Here is a 14,462-nt window from a genome sequence, read left to right on the forward strand (position 1 = left end):
CTCGGTTGGGTTCCAGCGTCGGTTCGGCTCGGTCTCGAGGCTCGGCGCCTGGGGCACCTCGCACCTCGACCACCGATGGGGAAGCACGTCGACCATCGATGGGGAAGGACCTCGACCATCGATGGGGAAGCGTCTCGACCACCGATCGGGACGCACCTCGACCATCGATACAGGGGCTCGGCCACCGATGGGGTGCGTCGTGATCCCCGGTGGGTAAGTGTCCCGGCAGTGGCAGCGCCGAGGTAGTATTCGCCCATACGTTCGATGCGCATACGCGCCGGATAGAAGGGCTCGACCGATGCGCATCGACAGCGGGACGAGACGGGAGGCATCGATACTCCACGCCGACCTGGATTCCTTCTATGCCTCCGTCGAGCAGCGTGACGATCCGGCGCTGCGGGGTCGACCGGTCATCGTCGGTGGCGGGGTGGTGTTGGCCGCCAGCTACGAGGCGAAGGCGCGCGGTGTCCGCACGCCGATGCCCGGCCGGGAGGCACGAGCACTGTGTCCCGATGCGATCGAGGTACGCCCGCGGTTCGAGGCGTACATGGAGGCCAGTCGAGCGGTCTTCGAGATCTTCCGCGACACAACGCCTCTCGTCGAGGGGATCTCCGTGGATGAGGCATTCCTCGATGTGGCCGGTCTCCGGCGTCTCGTCGGCGATCCGGTCGCCATCGCCGAGACCCTGCGGTCCCGCGTACGCACCGAGGTCGGCCTACCGATCACGGTCGGCCTCGCGCGGACGAAGTTCCTCGCCAAGGTGGCAAGCGCCGTCGGCAAGCCGGACGGGCTCCTCGAGGTCGCGCCCGGCACCGAACTGACATTTCTGCACCCGCTCCCGGTCCGCCGACTCTGGGGTGTCGGCCCCGTGACGGAGGCCAAACTGGCCGACGCCGGTGTCACGACGGTCGGCGACATGGCGCGTCTGGGCCAGAAGGCGTTGTGCCACATCGTCGGTCCCGGCGCCGGCCGCCACCTGTTCGCGCTGTCGCTCGCGCAAGACCCGCGGCGTGTCGAGACCGGCAAGCGGCGTAGCTCGATCGGCTCACAGCGGGCCCTCGGCCGCAGGCCCCGGCCCGAGGCCGAGATCGAGGCGACGATCATCGCGATCGTCGAACGGCTCGGCAAGCGACTGCGCGGCGCCGATCGTGTCTGCCGAACCGTGGTGCTGCGCTTGCGTTTCGACGACTTCACCCGCGCCACGCGCTCACGCACACTGCCCGAGGTCACCGACCGCACCCAGGTACTGATGGGTTGTGCCCGGGCGTTGTTCGACGACGCCCTGCCCCTAATCCGGGAACGCGGGTGCACGCTGATCGGGCTGTCGCTGGCCAACCTCGACGACTCCGACTCGCTGCAGATGACCCTGCCCTTCGACGACGATCATCAGCCAGAACTCGACGCCACGATGGACGAACTCCGTAACCGCTTCGGCCGGGACTCCGTCACCCGCGCGGTGCTCGTCGGACGCGACCATGGTGACGACGCCCCGATGCTGCCCGACTGAACCGGACGACACGGTGCGCAAAATGCGCAAAACACGACTTACGAGCACAACAGTGACTGTGATCCGCATTACCCACAGACTCCTCGTGTAGCCGACGACACCGCAGAGTCGTCGGGAAGCACGGCAGAAAGTTCAGGCAATGTTGGTAGCACTCGGGTTGGCGATGGTCGCCACCTTCATGTTCCTCATCATCACCAAACGCGCGACACCGGTTGTCGCACTGATCCTGGTTCCCGTCGCCTTCGGCCTCTTCGCCGGCGCGGGCCTCGGGATCAGCGACATGATCAAGGACGGCATCAAGGAGCTCGCCCCCACCGCGGCGATGCTGTTCTTCGCGATCATCTTCTTCGGCATCATGATCGACGTCGGCCTCTTCGACCCGATCATCCGCTTCATCGTCCGCATGGTGCGCAACGATCCGGCCCGGCTCGTCGTCGGTACCGCGGTCCTCGCGGCCGTGGTGTCCCTCGACGGTGACGGATCGACCACCTTCATCATAACCACCGCGGCACTCCTGCCGCTGTACCTGAAACTCGGTGTCTCCCCGGTGGTTCTGACCGTCGTCGCCGGCCTGGCCAACGGCACCATGAACATCCTCCCGTGGGGTGGGCCGACAGCCCGCGCGGCCAGTGCGCTCAAGATCGACACCAACGACGTCTTCCTCCCGATGGTGCCCGCACTCGCGATCGGCATGCTCGTCGTCCTCGCCTTCGCCTACCACCTCGGCGTGCTCGAGCGTCGCCGCATCGGCCGCATGGAGATCAAGGAGTCGATGCTGGCCCCGAGTGAGGAACTCGTCCTCGCCGGCGCAGGCGGTGGCAGTGGGACCGATACGCCCACCGGTCGTCGCCGTCTCTTCGGTCGCGGAAATGGCAGTGGTGCAACCGGTTCGGGCACCGGGTCAACCGGCGCCGGTGGCGACCGTTCCGGCCCCGCCTCGACCGGCGACCTGCCTGCCCAACCCCACGACGATGCAGCCCACGACGACTCCGACGCCACGGCCTCCTTCACCGGTGTCCTCGACCCGAACCGGAAGTCGCTGCGGCCCAAACTGTTCTGGATCAACGCCGCTCTCACGGTGGCGCTGCTGGCGATCCTCGGCATGGACGTCGTCGCCATCCCCGTGCTGTTCATGATCTTCGCCGGAATCGCTCTCGCGGTGAACTTCCCGCACATCAAGGACCAGCAGGAGGCCATCACCCGGCACAGCTCGAGCATCGTCTCGGTGGTCGCGATGGTGCTCGCCGCCGCGGTGTTGACCGGCGTGTTCAGCGGAACCGGCATGGTCGATGCGATCGCGCACTGGATGGCCGACGGCATCCCGACCTGGATGGGCCCGCACATGGCCGTGGTCATCGGCGTGCTGTCGATCCCGCTGACCTTCCTGATGTCCAACGACGCCTTCTACTTCGGGGTGCTGCCGGTGCTCTCGGAGACCGCCACCCGCTACGGCATCGACCCGTCCGAGATGGCGCGCGCATCGATCACCGGCCAGACCTTCCACATGCAGAGTCCGCTGGTTCCGGCGATCCTGCTGCTCGTCGCGCTCGCCGGCGTCGGACTGGCCGATCACCACAAGAAGGTGCTGTGGCGTGCGGCGGTGGTCTCGCTGGTGATGCTCCTCGCCGGCTGCCTGTTCGGCGCCATCCCCTTTTGAGGAGTCCCCGACCGGGTCGCCGCAAACAGGATGATCTCCCTGTGGGCCGATCCCTCCCACGCCTAGGCTGACCGCATGCGATTGCGAACGCAGGTACTGCTCCTGCAACTCGCCGTCATCGCGGTCAGCCTCGGCGTGGGTTTCGGCGTCGTGGTCTACGGATCCGACGACCGGGTCCGCGACGAGTACGCCCAACGGGCCCTGGCCATCGCCCAGACCATGGCCGACGATCCCGACGTCGTCGCCTCCGTCGCCGCACATCAGGGCACCGACCTCGACCGAGCCGAACTCGTGAACTCGTCCCTGCAACGCCAGGCGACCGCCGTGGCCCGCAGTACCGGTGCGCTCTTCGTGGTCATCGCCAATGCCGACGGAATCCGGTTGGCCCACCCCGACATCGACGAGGTCGGCGTGCACGTCTCCACCGATCCGTCCCGGGCGCTGGCCGGCCAGATCGACATCACCACCGACCGGGGAACACTCGGCGACTCGGTCCGCGCAAAGGTGCCCATCCTCCAACCCGGGCTCACCCGTCCGATCGGCCTGGTCAGTGTCGGCGTCTCGACGCAGAAACTCACCCGCGACACCCGCCGCGACATCCTCGCCACCGGGCTCATCGCGCTCGTGGCCCTCGCCGTCGGTGCGGTGGGGTCGGTGCTGCTGGCCCGCCGATGGCGGCGCCTGACCCTCGGACTGGAGCCCGACGACCTCGCTGAACTCGTGCGTGAGCAACGGGCCGTGCTGCACTCGCTCGATGACGGTGTCCTCGCCGTCGACAGCGCGAACGTGCTGCGGGTCGCCAACGAACGCGCCCGCCGACTGCTGGAGGTCTCCGCGCCGGTGGGCACACCCGTCGACGCGCTCGGCCTGACGCCCAGGGTGCGTGGTGTGGTCGAAACGCCGACGCCCGAGCCGGTCGCCGCCACCGTCGGGGATCGGATCGTGCTCGTGTCGTCCCATCGGGTCACCGCCGACGGACGTGACCTGGGCAGGGTGCTGTCGGTGGTGGATCGCACCGACGTCGAGGAACTCACCCGCGAGGTCGACGCCGTGCGCGCGATGAGCGTGGCCCTGCGCGCGCAACGCCACGAGACCGCGAACCGCATGCATGTGCTCGCGGGATTGCTGCGGCACGACAACGTCGACGAGGCGCGCGCCTACCTCGACGACCTCACCGGACCACACGCCCGCACCGTCGACGGCATAGAGAATGTCGACGAACCGCACCTGCAGGCATTCCTCGAGGCCAAGGCCAGCCACGCGCGCGAGCGGGGTGTGACGCTGCGCCTCGGACCCCAGACGTGGGTGGCGGGCGCGCTCACCGATGCGGTCACGGTCACCGCGGTCGTCGGCAACCTCGTCGACAATGCCATCGACGCCGCGGCCGGCAGCGCCGATGCCGAGGTGGAGGTGGAGCTGTTGACCGATCCGGGCCCCACTGCGGACGACGGTACGACGCATTCGACACTGTTGGTGACGGTGGCCGATTCGGGACCGGGTATCGCCTTCGACGACCCTGCGGAGATCTTCACCGAGGGCGTCACCACCAAGACCGACCCGGCCGTCCCCGGCGGCCGCGGGATGGGCATGTCGATCGTCCGGCAACTCGCGCGGCGAATCGGAGGTGACGTGACCATCGCCGAGCCGGGCGGAACCGGCCGCGGCGGTGCGGTATTCGTGGCCCGTCTACCGGGCGTGATCGAGGAGGGAGGTCAATCATGACTGGCGAGACACCAAGCACCGACGGCCACGGCGTGCTGATCGTCGACGACGACTTCCGGGTTGCCGCATTGCATTCTGCGATCGTCACGGCGGTCCACGGATTCCGTGTGGTCGCCCGCGCCGGGACCCTGGCGCAGGCGCGTACGGCGCTTGCCGAGCACCCCGACATCGAGCTGGTGTTGCTCGATGTCTACCTGCCCGACGGTTCCGGCATCGACCTGCTTGCCGAATTGCGTTGTGACTGTTTCATCGTCGGCGCCGAGACCGACGCGCGGGCGGTTCGCGCGGCCACCCGCGGGGGTGCGTTGGCCTATCTGATCAAACCCTTCGCCGACACGGAGCTGGCGCGTCGCCTCGCCGGTTACGCGCACTATCGGCGGGTGCTCGACGCGCCTCGGGTCGACCAGGCCCAGGTCGATGCGGCGTTGTCGGGGTTGCGGTTCGGGACGGTGCCCGCCGAGCGGGCCTCGGGCGCCTCGCCGACCGAGCAGCGGATCCTCGAATTGTTCGACGACACCGACGAGGGTCTGTTCGCCGACCAGGTCTCCGACGCCATCGGCATCTCGGCGGCCACCGCCCGCCGGCACCTCGCGGCGCTGGTGTCGGCGGGACGGTTGGTCATGTCATTGCAGTACGGCGGCACCGGACGTCCACGGCAGGAGTATCGCACGCCGCGCACCTGATCAGCTCGTTTGCAACCTCACACACGCGATGATGGCTTCGTGCGAAGGTTTCGGGAGTCGAGTGCGTTGTCGGCGTTTCAGATGTCGGACGCCCCGCTGGACACGGCGGGTGCGCTACGAGCACTCGCGGCGGGCGGCACCCTCCTGATACTCGGTGTGGTGCTCGGCGACTGGGCCAGGGTGGGGGTCGCCTATCTCGGCGCCGCGTGTTCGGTGGCGTTCGTCCTCGGCAACAGTTACCGCGTCCGGTTCACCGTGCTCGTGGCGGCGTCTGCGGGTGCCGCGGTGGGGATCGTCGTCGGTGGCTCGACGACCGGCCACGGTGCGCTGCCGATCATCGTCGTCGCGGTGGCGGCCGCAGCGGTGTCGGGGCTGATCGGCGTGCTCGGGCCCGGCGGACCCGCCTTCGGGTGCTCAGTATCGGGGTCGCCTACGGCCAGTTCGGTGGTTCGAGTCTGGCCCCGGTGCATCAGGCGGTCTGGTATCTGGTCGGCGCACTGGTGGTCGGCGTGGCCCACTTCGCCGAGTGGCCGTTCCGGGCCGGCATCCGACGACGACCTCCGCTCGCCACGACGACCGATACACAGTCGCGCTCGATTCGGGACGATGCGGTACGGGTAAGCAACAGGATGCGCACCCCGGCAGCGGTCCACAACAGTGCTCGGACGGCGCTGTGCCTCGGTGTCGCCACCGCGATCACGGTCGCCGTACACGCACCTGAGCACGGGTTCTGGTTGCCACTGACAGTGGCCGTCATCGTCCGGCCCGAGTACGGATCGGTGGTCGGGCGAACGGTGAACCGGGTGGCGGGCACGGTGATCGGTGCCGCGGTGGCCGCCGGCGTGGTCGCGATCTGGCCCAGCGGCATCGTGGTCGCGGTGGCGGCGTCGGTCGGGTTGGCCTTCGCCGTGCTCACCGGACCCAAGTTGTACGGGCTCCGAGTCGTCGGCATCACCCTCTCGGCACTGCTGTCCGCGTCGGTGGGTGCCCCGGATGCCCTCGGCCCGGAGATCCGGCTGCTCGACACCCTCGCCGGCGCGGCGATCGCCGTCGTCTTCGGTTACGTGATCTGGGCAGGCAGCAAGGACGAGGCGTGACACGACGCCGCAGCCCCGGCCACGAAGACTTGACCTTGACACAGTGACAAGGTGTTGAGTCGATGGGGAAAGGAGGTGGTGTGCCATGTCGCACACAGTCGAATGGCAAGCACTCGAACATCCCGACCCGTCGGTGCGTCTGCGTGCCGCATTGGCGGTGGGAACGGCCGGAGCCGATCTCGACGCCGAGGAGGTGACCGACCGTCTGATCGAGCGTTGCGCGATCGAGCCGGACTTCTTCGTCCGCGACATGCTGACGTGGGCGGTGTGCCGCCAGCCCGCCGACGTCACGGTTCCGCAGCTGCTCAAGGAGCTCGACTCCGACGTCGTGCAGGCGAGAAGCCAAGCACTGCACACCCTTTCGAAGATCGGGGATGGCAGGGCATGGCCGTTCGTGTCGACCATGCTGCATGAGGACGACGACGAGGTGGCGCGAACCGCGTGGCGCGCGGCCGTCGCGCTCGTTCCCGCCGACGCCGTCGACAGCCTCGCCGCGGATCTGGCCACCGAGTTCGGACGGCGCACCGACGAGGTGCGACGGAGTCTGAGCCGGGCTCTCATCGGGCTCGGCCAGCCCGGGCGCGACGTCGCGCAAGCGCGGCTGACGCATCCGGTCGCCGCGGTCGCCGACCACGCGGCGGCGACGATCCGGTTGTTCGACGATCCCGACTCGGGGTTCGCCGATGCTCATCGGTGAACTCGCCCGCCGTTCGGGGGTCTCCACCCGCATGCTGCGTCACTACGACCGGCTCGGGCTGGTGACCCCCACCGGGCGGACATCGGGCGGCTACCGCGAGTACTCCGACGCCGACCTGCGCCGGTTGTTCGAGGTGGAGAGTCTGCGCACGCTGGGCCTCACGCTGCCGGAGGTCGGCGCCGCGCTCGACGAGGCGGCCTACGAGCCGATGCAGGTGGTGGAGGACCTCATCGACCGGACCCGGGACCGAATCGCCGCCGAGCAGGAACTGCTGGCCCGACTGCAGCGCGTCGCCGCCACCGCGCCCACGCAGTGGGCCGACGTGCTCGACGCGGTCGCGATGCTGCGCGCGTTGCAGTCACCATCAGGCGCGCAACGCATCCGGGCCGCACTCAGTGGCGACGACACCCGTCCACCCGTCGCAGAGTTGGCGAAAGCGGCTCTGGCCGAGCGTGATCCGAATGTGTTCGGGGCACTACGGTGGTCGTTGGCGCGTGCCGGTGACGCCGCACTCGACCACCTCGCCGACGGCCTGGCCGCAGCCGATCCGCGGGTACGGCTGCGCGCCGTCGAGGCCGTCACCGCCATCGACTCCGAGCGGACCGCCACGATCCTTCTGCCCGCACTCGCCGATGCCGACGACGACGTGCGCGATCGTGCCGCGACGGCGCTGGCCGCGCGTGGTTCGGCGGAGTCGATCGACCCGCTGGTCTCGATGATCGTCGCCGGGCGGCGCGACGTCGAGGCCGCCGAGTACCTTGGTGCCCTCGCCGAGCGAGGAGGCTCGGGCCGCGTCCTGGCCCGGCTCCGTCCTCATCTCGACGCCGCCGATCCGGCCGTGCGATTGCGAATTGTCCAGGCACTCGCCGAGATTCCCGGCGTGGACGGGCAGCGTCTGCTGGAAGAGATGACCGCCGATGACGACCCCACCGTCGTGGCCACGGCCACCGCGGTGCTGCGCGCCAGGGAGGTGGACACAAGGGTTATCGGTCGGTGACCACCCGGTGACCGAATGGGTCGCGTCTCGGCGTTTTGTCGTTTCCGGCTGACGCGGATCGCTCCCGGCACGTATGAATGGAAGAGGAACTGCGGAAATCACCCAACGCCCGTGAGAGGCCCCACGATGTCCCACAGCACCGGAATTGCCCACCGTCCCCAGGACGAAAGCAGCTACGACGACGCCGACATCGACGCAGACCTGCGCTGGTGGGCTGCCGCCAACTACCTCAACATCGCGCAGATCTACTTGCAGGACAACGTTTTACTGACCGAACCGCTGACCGTCGACCACATCAAACCGCGGTTGCTCGGCCATTGGGGCACCAGCCCGGGATTGTCGGCGATTTACACGGTGCTCAACCGAATCATCAACGACACCGGGTCGGAATGGTTGTATATCACCGGACCCGGGCATGGCGGTCCGGCATTGGTGGCCAATACCTATCTCGAGGGCACCTATACCGAGATCTATCCGCACATTTCCCTCGACGCCGCCGGCGTACGCGCGCTGTGCAGGCAGTTCTCGACACCCGGTGGCATCCCCAGTCACGTCAGCGTGCAGACGCCGGGCAGCATCCACGAGGGCGGAGAGCTCGGTTACGCGCTCGTGCACGCCGCAGGCGCGGCCTACGACCATCCCGACCTGATCGTCGCCGCGGTGGTCGGTGACGGTGAGGCCGAAACGGGTCCGTTGTCGGGGTCGTGGAAGATACCTGCCTTCCTCAACCCGGCCCGCGACGGTGCGGTCCTGCCGATCCTGCATCTCAACGGGGCGAAGATCGCCGGGCCCACCGTCCTCGGTCGCAGCACCGACGCCGAGATCAGCGATTATCTCAGTGGGCAGGGTTGGCGTCCGGTGTTCGTGGAGGGCGACGACCCGCGGGAGGTGTTCCCCGCCTTGCACACGGCGCTGGTGGACTCCTATCGCACGATCCGGGAGATCCAGGCCGCCGCGCGCGGCGACGGCCCGCGCCCGGACACCGCATGGCCGGCGATCGTGTTGCGGACGCCGAAGGGCTGGACCGGCCCGAAGTTCGTGGACGGCAAGAAGATCGAGGGCACGCACTGGGCGCATCAGGTGCCGCTGTCGGGGGTCCGGGAGAACCCGGAACATCTGGCGATCCTCTCCGACTGGCTACGGTCCTACAAGCCCGAGGAGCTGTTCGACGAGGACGGCGGCGTCGTCGACTCCATCCGCGCGCTCGCGCCGAAGGGTGATCTGCGGATGGGCGCCACCCCGTACGCCAACGGGGGCCGGCTGCTCCGCCCCCTGCGTCTGCCGCCGATCTCGTCCTACGCCCTCGACATCGAGTCGCCGGGCGTGGTCCTGCACGAGACCACGCGCGTGCTCGGCGAGTTCATGCGCGAAATCTACCGGGAGAACGGGACTCCCGACGACGGCGGCAACTTCCGGTTGTTCTGCCCGGACGAGACGTCGAGCAACCGCCTCGGTGCCGTCTTCGAGGCCACCGACCGGTGCTGGCAGCTCCCGACCACCGAGTTCGACGACGGGCTCTCGGCGTCCGGGCGGGTGATGGAGGTTCTCAGCGAGCACCTGTGCCAGGGCTGGCTCGAGGGCTACACGTTGTCGGGGCGGCACGGATTGTTCGCGACCTACGAGGCGTTCGCCATGGTGAGCGCGTCGATGGTCGTGCAACACACCAAGTGGCTCCAACACGCCGCCGAACTCCCGTGGCGCGAGCCGGTCGCCTCGCTCAACATCCTGCTGACGTCCACGTGCTGGCGCAACGACCACAACGGCTTCTCCCATCAGGGTCCCGGGCTCATCGACCTGGTGTTGCCGCTGTCGCCGGGGGTCGTGCGGGTGTGGTTGCCGCCGGACTCCAACTCGCTGTTGTCGATCGCCGATCACTGCTTCCGCAGCCGCGATCACGTCAACGTTCTCGTCGTCGACAAACAGCCGCATCTGCAATACCTGACCCTCGATGAGGCCAACGAGCAGGCCGCCGCGGGCGCCTCGATCTGGGAGTGGGCCGGCACCGAGTCCGCCGACGACGGGTTCGACGACGCCGCACCGCCCGACGTGGTGCTCGCCGCCGCCGGGGACGTCCCGACCCAGGAGATCCTCGCGGCCGCACAACTGCTCCGCGAGTGGGTGCCCTACCTGCGCACACGGGTGGTCAACGTGATGGACCTGATGGTGCTGCTGCCGCAGAACGATCATCCGCACGGTTTGTCCGAGGAGAAGTTCATCGACCTGTTCACCCGCGACACCGACGTCGTCTTCGCCTTCCACGGCTACCCGCGCGCGGTACATCAGCTCGTGCACGGCCGCACTCATCCCGGGCGGTTCCACGTCCGCGGATTCTCCGAACAGGGCACCACGACAACACCGTTCGACATGGTGGTGCTCAACAAGATGAGTCGCTATCACCTGGTTCTGGAGGCGCTGCGCCGCTCGCGACGCGCCCCGGAGAAGGGCGGCGAACTCGCCGAGTACTGCCGCACGCAACTGGCCCGGCACGCCGACTACGTGCGCGAGCACTTCGAAGACCTCCCCGAGGTCCGGGACTGGACCTGGAGCTGATCCGGGGCGTGCCCTCTTCGGAAACGGCAACGGCACCCGGCGAACGTCTCGCCGGGTGCCGTTGCCCGTCATTGGATCCGAGCGTCAGTGGATCAGAAAGTCACTCGATCAGATCGTCACTGGATCAGAACTCGGTCCACAAGGTCAGCGGCTTGGGCAGTGTCTTGTTGTACGACACCCAGACTCGGCCGTTGGGGTGGCTCGCCGCCTCCCTCACCATCGCCTGGGCGCTGGTGTAGACGACGTAGCCCTTACCCGGGACGTAGAACGTCTTGTACCGGGAGTCGCGGTCCGGGTTGGCGTACCAGTACGGGCGCAGCTGCGGGGTGTCGAAGATCGACTCGACGCCGCTGGCCGCGATCTGCTTGGTTTCGGCGGGGGTGAAGCCCACCCACACACGTGTCGGTGTGTCCTGAACGTCAGCCGCACTCGCGTGCCCGCCCCCGATGAGTAGCAGCCCGGTCACGGCAGCCAGTGCCACCAGTAGGCCCACAAGTTTCTTGTGCACGTCAACAACCTCCCCTTGTCGCCAGTACTCACGGCGTGAGTACAACTGATTGAAAATTGAACATAGCAAACTCTACGCAATCTCGCAGAGTTGCGCGTCCGACGACCCGGCAACTTGTCGTGCGCGGGCCCGCTACAGTTGTCAGCCATGACGACGCACGTGGATGCCACCAGCCCGGATCTGATCACCGTGGACGTGCCGACGCACTGGTACAACCTGGCAGCCGAGCTCGACGAGCCGATCCCGCCGCACCTGCACCCGGGCACCAAGGAGCCGGTCGGTCCCGACGATCTCGCCGCGCTCTTCCCGGCAGGGCTGATCGCTCAAGAGGTGTCGACCGAGCCCTACATCGAGATCCCCGAGCCGGTCCGGGAGATCTACCGGATGTGGCGGCCGTCGCCGCTGATTCGCGCGCGACGGTTCGAGGAGTCGCTGAACACCGGTGCGCGGATCTACGTCAAGTACGAGGGCGTCAGCCCGGTCGGCAGTCATAAGACCAATTCGGCTGTCGCGCAGGCCTATTACAACTCCGTCGACGGAGTGCGCAAACTGACGACAGAAACCGGGGCGGGCCAGTGGGGTAGCGCGCTGGCCTTCGCCGGAGCGCAGTTCGGCATCGACGTCGAGGTGTGGCAGGTGCGCGCGTCCTACGATTCCAAGCCGTACCGCGGATATCTGATGCGGACCTACGGAGGGACGGTGCACCCGAGTCCGTCCGACCTCACCGAGGCCGGCCGCGCGATGCTCGCCAAGGACCCGAACACCACCGGGAGCCTGGGGATGGCGGTCAGCGAGGCCGTCGAGGTCGCCGCGACCCACGACGACACCCGGTATGCGCTCGGCAGCGTCCTCAATCACGTTGTGCTCCACCAGAGTGTCATCGGCCAGGAGGCCGTCGAGCAGCTCGCCGGCGTCGAGCCGGGTGGCGCCGACGTCGTCTTCGGTTGCGCCGGAGGCGGATCGAACCTCGCCGGTCTCTCGTTCCCGTTCCTGCGGGAGAAGCTGGCCGGACGGTCGAATCCGCGGATCGTTGCCGCCGAACCAGCCGCCTGCCCGTCGATCACGCAGGGTGAGTACCGGTACGACCACGGTGACGTCGCCGGACTGACCCCGCTGCTCAAGATGCACACGCTCGGAATGGATTTCGTGCCGGACCCGATCCACGCCGGTGGCCTGCGCTACCACGGCATGGCGCCCGCGCTGAGCCACACCGTCGAACTTGGACTCGTGCAGGGCATCGCGATCGCCCAGCGCAAGGCCTTCGAGGCCGGCGTCCAGTTCGCGCGGACGCAGGGCATCGTGCCCGCGCCGGAGTCGACGCATGCCATCGCCGCAGCCGCGGCCCACGTCGCCGACGATCCCACCGAGCAGGTCGTCGTCATCGGATTGTCGGGCCACGGTCAGCTCGATCTGCCCGCCTACGCGGAGTTCCTCGACGGCTCGATGGCCTGAGTGCCGTTCGACCGGTCACACGTGTGACACGCACCGCTGGAGTCGATCTCGCGGCCGCACCGGCATCGACCGCGGTCGCGGTGATCGACTGGTCGGCAGACGTCGCGCGGCTTGTTGAGCTGGTGACCCCCGCCGACGATGCGACGATCCGGGCCCTGGTGGCCGGGTCGGCGCGGGTGGGGATCGATTCGCCGTTCGGGTGGCCCGAGGAGTTCGTCGACTTCGTCGTCGCCCACCACCGCGGCGCGACGCCGACCGGCAGCGGGCTCGACGCCATCGACCGCCGACGTCCCTTGGCATTTCGGCGTACCGACCGGTTTCTCGTCGAGCACGGACTGGGGCGACCGTTGAGCGTGTCCGCCGATCAGATCGCCCATGTCGCGTTCCGCTGTGCCGGGCTACTGGCCGACCTCGACGTCGTCGACCGTGTGGCCGGCTGGGCGGTGGAGGCGTATCCCGCAGGCGCTCTGCGGCATTGGGGCCTGCGCTCCCGCGGCTACAAGCGGGCGGCTAACCGGGAGTCGCTGGCCGATCTCGTGTCGGCGCTGCAGGACGCGGCCGGGTGGCTCGATCTCGGCGATCACCGCGCGCTCATGTGCCGTGACGACAACGCCTTCGATGCCGTCGTCACCGCACTCATCGCCCGTGCGGCGCAGCTGGGGCGCACTCGTATGCCGGACGACGCCGACCGATCGGTGGCGCTGCGGGAGGGCTGGATTCACGTCCCCGACTGCTCGCTGGATGCTCTTCGCTCGTCGGGGTGAGCTGGAACCAGCCACGGGGCAAGCAGTCTCGAGGCTCGCCGCACGCGGCTCGCACCTCGACCATCGGGAAAACGGGCCCGTGACCGACGGAACGGGTGGTCGTCTTCCCGGTGGTCGAGGTGCGTAGGAGCGATAGCGACGGAGCCTCGAGACCCCTTGCGCCGAAAAGTATCCGGGCCACGGCACACCCTCACCCCAGCGGCAATCGCATGATGATCCGCGGAAAGCCGTTGAGCACCGACGTCGTGTCGGAAGCCTTGACGAAACCGGCGGTCTCGAACATGGCGCGGGTGCCGACGTAGGCCATCGTGAGGTCGACGCGTGCGCCGCGGTTGTCCACGGGGTACGCCTCGACCGCGGGTGCGCCCCGATCCCGTGCGAACTCGACGGCACCGGCGATGAGGGGGTGCACAAGCCCGGTCTTGCGGTAACCCGGCCGGATTCGGACACACCACAGTGACCAGACGTCGAGGTCGTCGACGTGGGGGATCCTGCGGTTCGTCGCGAAGGTGGTCTCCGCGCGTGGGGCGATCGCAGCCCAGCCGACCACCTCGTCGTCGAGGTAGGCAAGAACACCCGGCGGGGGATCGGCAGCACAGAGTTTCCGGACGTAGTGTCCACGCTCCTGCTTCGCCAGGGTGCGGTTCAGGGCGTTGGGGATTCGATAGCTCAGGCACCAGCAGACGTTGGCGTCGGGACGCTTCGGCCCGACCATGGTGGCGACGTCGTCGAAATGCGTCGCAGGGCGTACCTGCACGGTCATGACAACCAGCCTCACCCACTCGGCGTGCAGGTGCAACGGCCTGCATACAAGCGCTTGTATATTTC

Annotated in this window: 13 protein-coding genes; 11 read left to right on the forward strand and 2 right to left on the reverse strand. The window is 68.3% G+C overall.

Annotation, left to right across the window (positions count from 1 at the left end):
* The first annotated feature begins 298 nt into the window (after positions 1 to 298).
* The 9 genes from dinB (at position 299) to P3L18_RS25885 (ending at position 10,910) form a co-directional block, all read left to right on the forward strand.
* Complete coding sequence (gene dinB, locus P3L18_RS25845) at positions 299 to 1,507, forward strand: DNA polymerase IV (protein WP_276115727.1); 1,209 nt, start codon at positions 299 to 301, stop codon at positions 1,505 to 1,507.
* Between the two features lie 139 nt (positions 1,508 to 1,646).
* The gene (locus P3L18_RS25850; RefSeq protein WP_276115728.1) at positions 1,647 to 3,164 is read left to right on the forward strand and encodes an SLC13 family permease; all 1,518 of its coding nucleotides are present in this window, start codon (positions 1,647 to 1,649) and stop codon (positions 3,162 to 3,164) included.
* A 75-nt stretch (positions 3,165 to 3,239) separates the two neighbouring features.
* Positions 3,240 to 4,886 carry a sensor histidine kinase gene (locus tag P3L18_RS25855; protein ID WP_276115729.1) on the forward strand — a complete coding sequence of 549 codons (1,647 nt, stop codon included), beginning with the start codon at positions 3,240 to 3,242 and terminating at the stop codon, positions 4,884 to 4,886.
* Positions 4,883 to 5,569 (forward strand): response regulator, encoded by a 687-nt coding sequence (locus P3L18_RS25860; RefSeq protein ID WP_276115730.1) that lies wholly within the window; start codon positions 4,883 to 4,885, stop codon positions 5,567 to 5,569. The genes P3L18_RS25855 and P3L18_RS25860 overlap by 4 nt, the downstream gene beginning before the upstream one ends.
* Before the next feature lie 39 nt (positions 5,570 to 5,608).
* A complete protein-coding gene (locus P3L18_RS25865; protein ID WP_276115731.1) occupies positions 5,609 to 6,190 on the forward strand; it encodes a hypothetical protein in 582 nt (193 codons plus the stop codon).
* An 8-nt stretch (positions 6,191 to 6,198) separates the two neighbouring features.
* Positions 6,199 to 6,666 (forward strand): FUSC family protein, encoded by a 468-nt coding sequence (locus P3L18_RS25870; RefSeq protein ID WP_276115732.1) that lies wholly within the window; start codon positions 6,199 to 6,201, stop codon positions 6,664 to 6,666.
* Positions 6,667 to 6,751: 85 nt separating this feature from the next.
* Positions 6,752 to 7,363, forward strand: coding sequence for a HEAT repeat domain-containing protein (locus P3L18_RS25875; RefSeq protein WP_276115733.1), 612 nt, complete (start codon positions 6,752 to 6,754; stop codon positions 7,361 to 7,363).
* Complete coding sequence (locus P3L18_RS25880; protein WP_276115734.1) at positions 7,350 to 8,360, forward strand: MerR family transcriptional regulator; 1,011 nt, start codon at positions 7,350 to 7,352, stop codon at positions 8,358 to 8,360. The genes P3L18_RS25875 and P3L18_RS25880 overlap by 14 nt, the downstream gene beginning before the upstream one ends.
* A 126-nt stretch (positions 8,361 to 8,486) precedes the next feature.
* A complete protein-coding gene (locus P3L18_RS25885) occupies positions 8,487 to 10,910 on the forward strand; it encodes a phosphoketolase family protein (RefSeq protein ID WP_276115735.1) in 2,424 nt (807 codons plus the stop codon).
* Between the two features lie 124 nt (positions 10,911 to 11,034).
* Here P3L18_RS25885 and P3L18_RS25890 read toward each other — a convergent pair whose 3' ends face one another.
* The gene (locus P3L18_RS25890) at positions 11,035 to 11,418 is read right to left on the reverse strand and encodes a hypothetical protein (RefSeq protein WP_079931893.1); all 384 of its coding nucleotides are present in this window, start codon (positions 11,416 to 11,418) and stop codon (positions 11,035 to 11,037) included.
* A 147-nt stretch (positions 11,419 to 11,565) separates the two neighbouring features.
* On the opposite strand from P3L18_RS25890, the gene P3L18_RS25895 reads away from it, so the two are divergent.
* Positions 11,566 to 12,870: a TrpB-like pyridoxal phosphate-dependent enzyme gene (locus P3L18_RS25895; protein WP_276115736.1), complete on the forward strand. Its 1,305-nt coding sequence runs from the start codon at positions 11,566 to 11,568 to the stop codon at positions 12,868 to 12,870.
* Between the two features lie 23 nt (positions 12,871 to 12,893).
* On the forward strand, positions 12,894 to 13,634 hold the full coding sequence (locus tag P3L18_RS25900) for a DUF429 domain-containing protein (RefSeq protein WP_276115737.1): 741 nt from the start codon (positions 12,894 to 12,896) through the stop codon (positions 13,632 to 13,634).
* Between the two features lie 190 nt (positions 13,635 to 13,824).
* Here P3L18_RS25900 and P3L18_RS25905 read toward each other — a convergent pair whose 3' ends face one another.
* A complete protein-coding gene (locus tag P3L18_RS25905) occupies positions 13,825 to 14,397 on the reverse strand; it encodes a GNAT family N-acetyltransferase (RefSeq protein ID WP_079931890.1) in 573 nt (190 codons plus the stop codon).
* Positions 14,398 to 14,462: the final 65 nt, after the last annotated feature.

The organism is Gordonia sp. N1V, from assembly GCF_029269935.1.
Taxonomy (GTDB): Bacteria; Actinomycetota; Actinomycetes; order Mycobacteriales; family Mycobacteriaceae; genus Gordonia; species Gordonia polyisoprenivorans.

Excerpts from the sequence above, each read along its gene's own strand:
- dinB (WP_276115727.1), top strand. The coding sequence starts at position 299 with ATGCGCATCGACAGCGGGACGAGACGGGAGGCATCGATACTCCACGCC.
- P3L18_RS25850 (WP_276115728.1), top strand. The coding sequence starts at position 1,647 with ATGTTGGTAGCACTCGGGTTGGCGATGGTCGCCACCTTCATGTTCCTC.
- P3L18_RS25855 (WP_276115729.1), top strand. The coding sequence starts at position 3,240 with ATGCGATTGCGAACGCAGGTACTGCTCCTGCAACTCGCCGTCATCGCG.
- P3L18_RS25860 (WP_276115730.1), top strand. The coding sequence starts at position 4,883 with ATGACTGGCGAGACACCAAGCACCGACGGCCACGGCGTGCTGATCGTC.
- P3L18_RS25870 (WP_276115732.1), top strand. The coding sequence starts at position 6,199 with ATGCGCACCCCGGCAGCGGTCCACAACAGTGCTCGGACGGCGCTGTGC.
- P3L18_RS25875 (WP_276115733.1), top strand. The coding sequence starts at position 6,752 with ATGTCGCACACAGTCGAATGGCAAGCACTCGAACATCCCGACCCGTCG.
- P3L18_RS25880 (WP_276115734.1), top strand. The coding sequence starts at position 7,350 with ATGCTCATCGGTGAACTCGCCCGCCGTTCGGGGGTCTCCACCCGCATG.
- P3L18_RS25885 (WP_276115735.1), top strand. The coding sequence starts at position 8,487 with ATGTCCCACAGCACCGGAATTGCCCACCGTCCCCAGGACGAAAGCAGC.
- P3L18_RS25895 (WP_276115736.1), top strand. The coding sequence starts at position 11,566 with ATGACGACGCACGTGGATGCCACCAGCCCGGATCTGATCACCGTGGAC.
- P3L18_RS25905 (WP_079931890.1), bottom strand. The coding sequence starts at position 14,397 with ATGACCGTGCAGGTACGCCCTGCGACGCATTTCGACGACGTCGCCACC.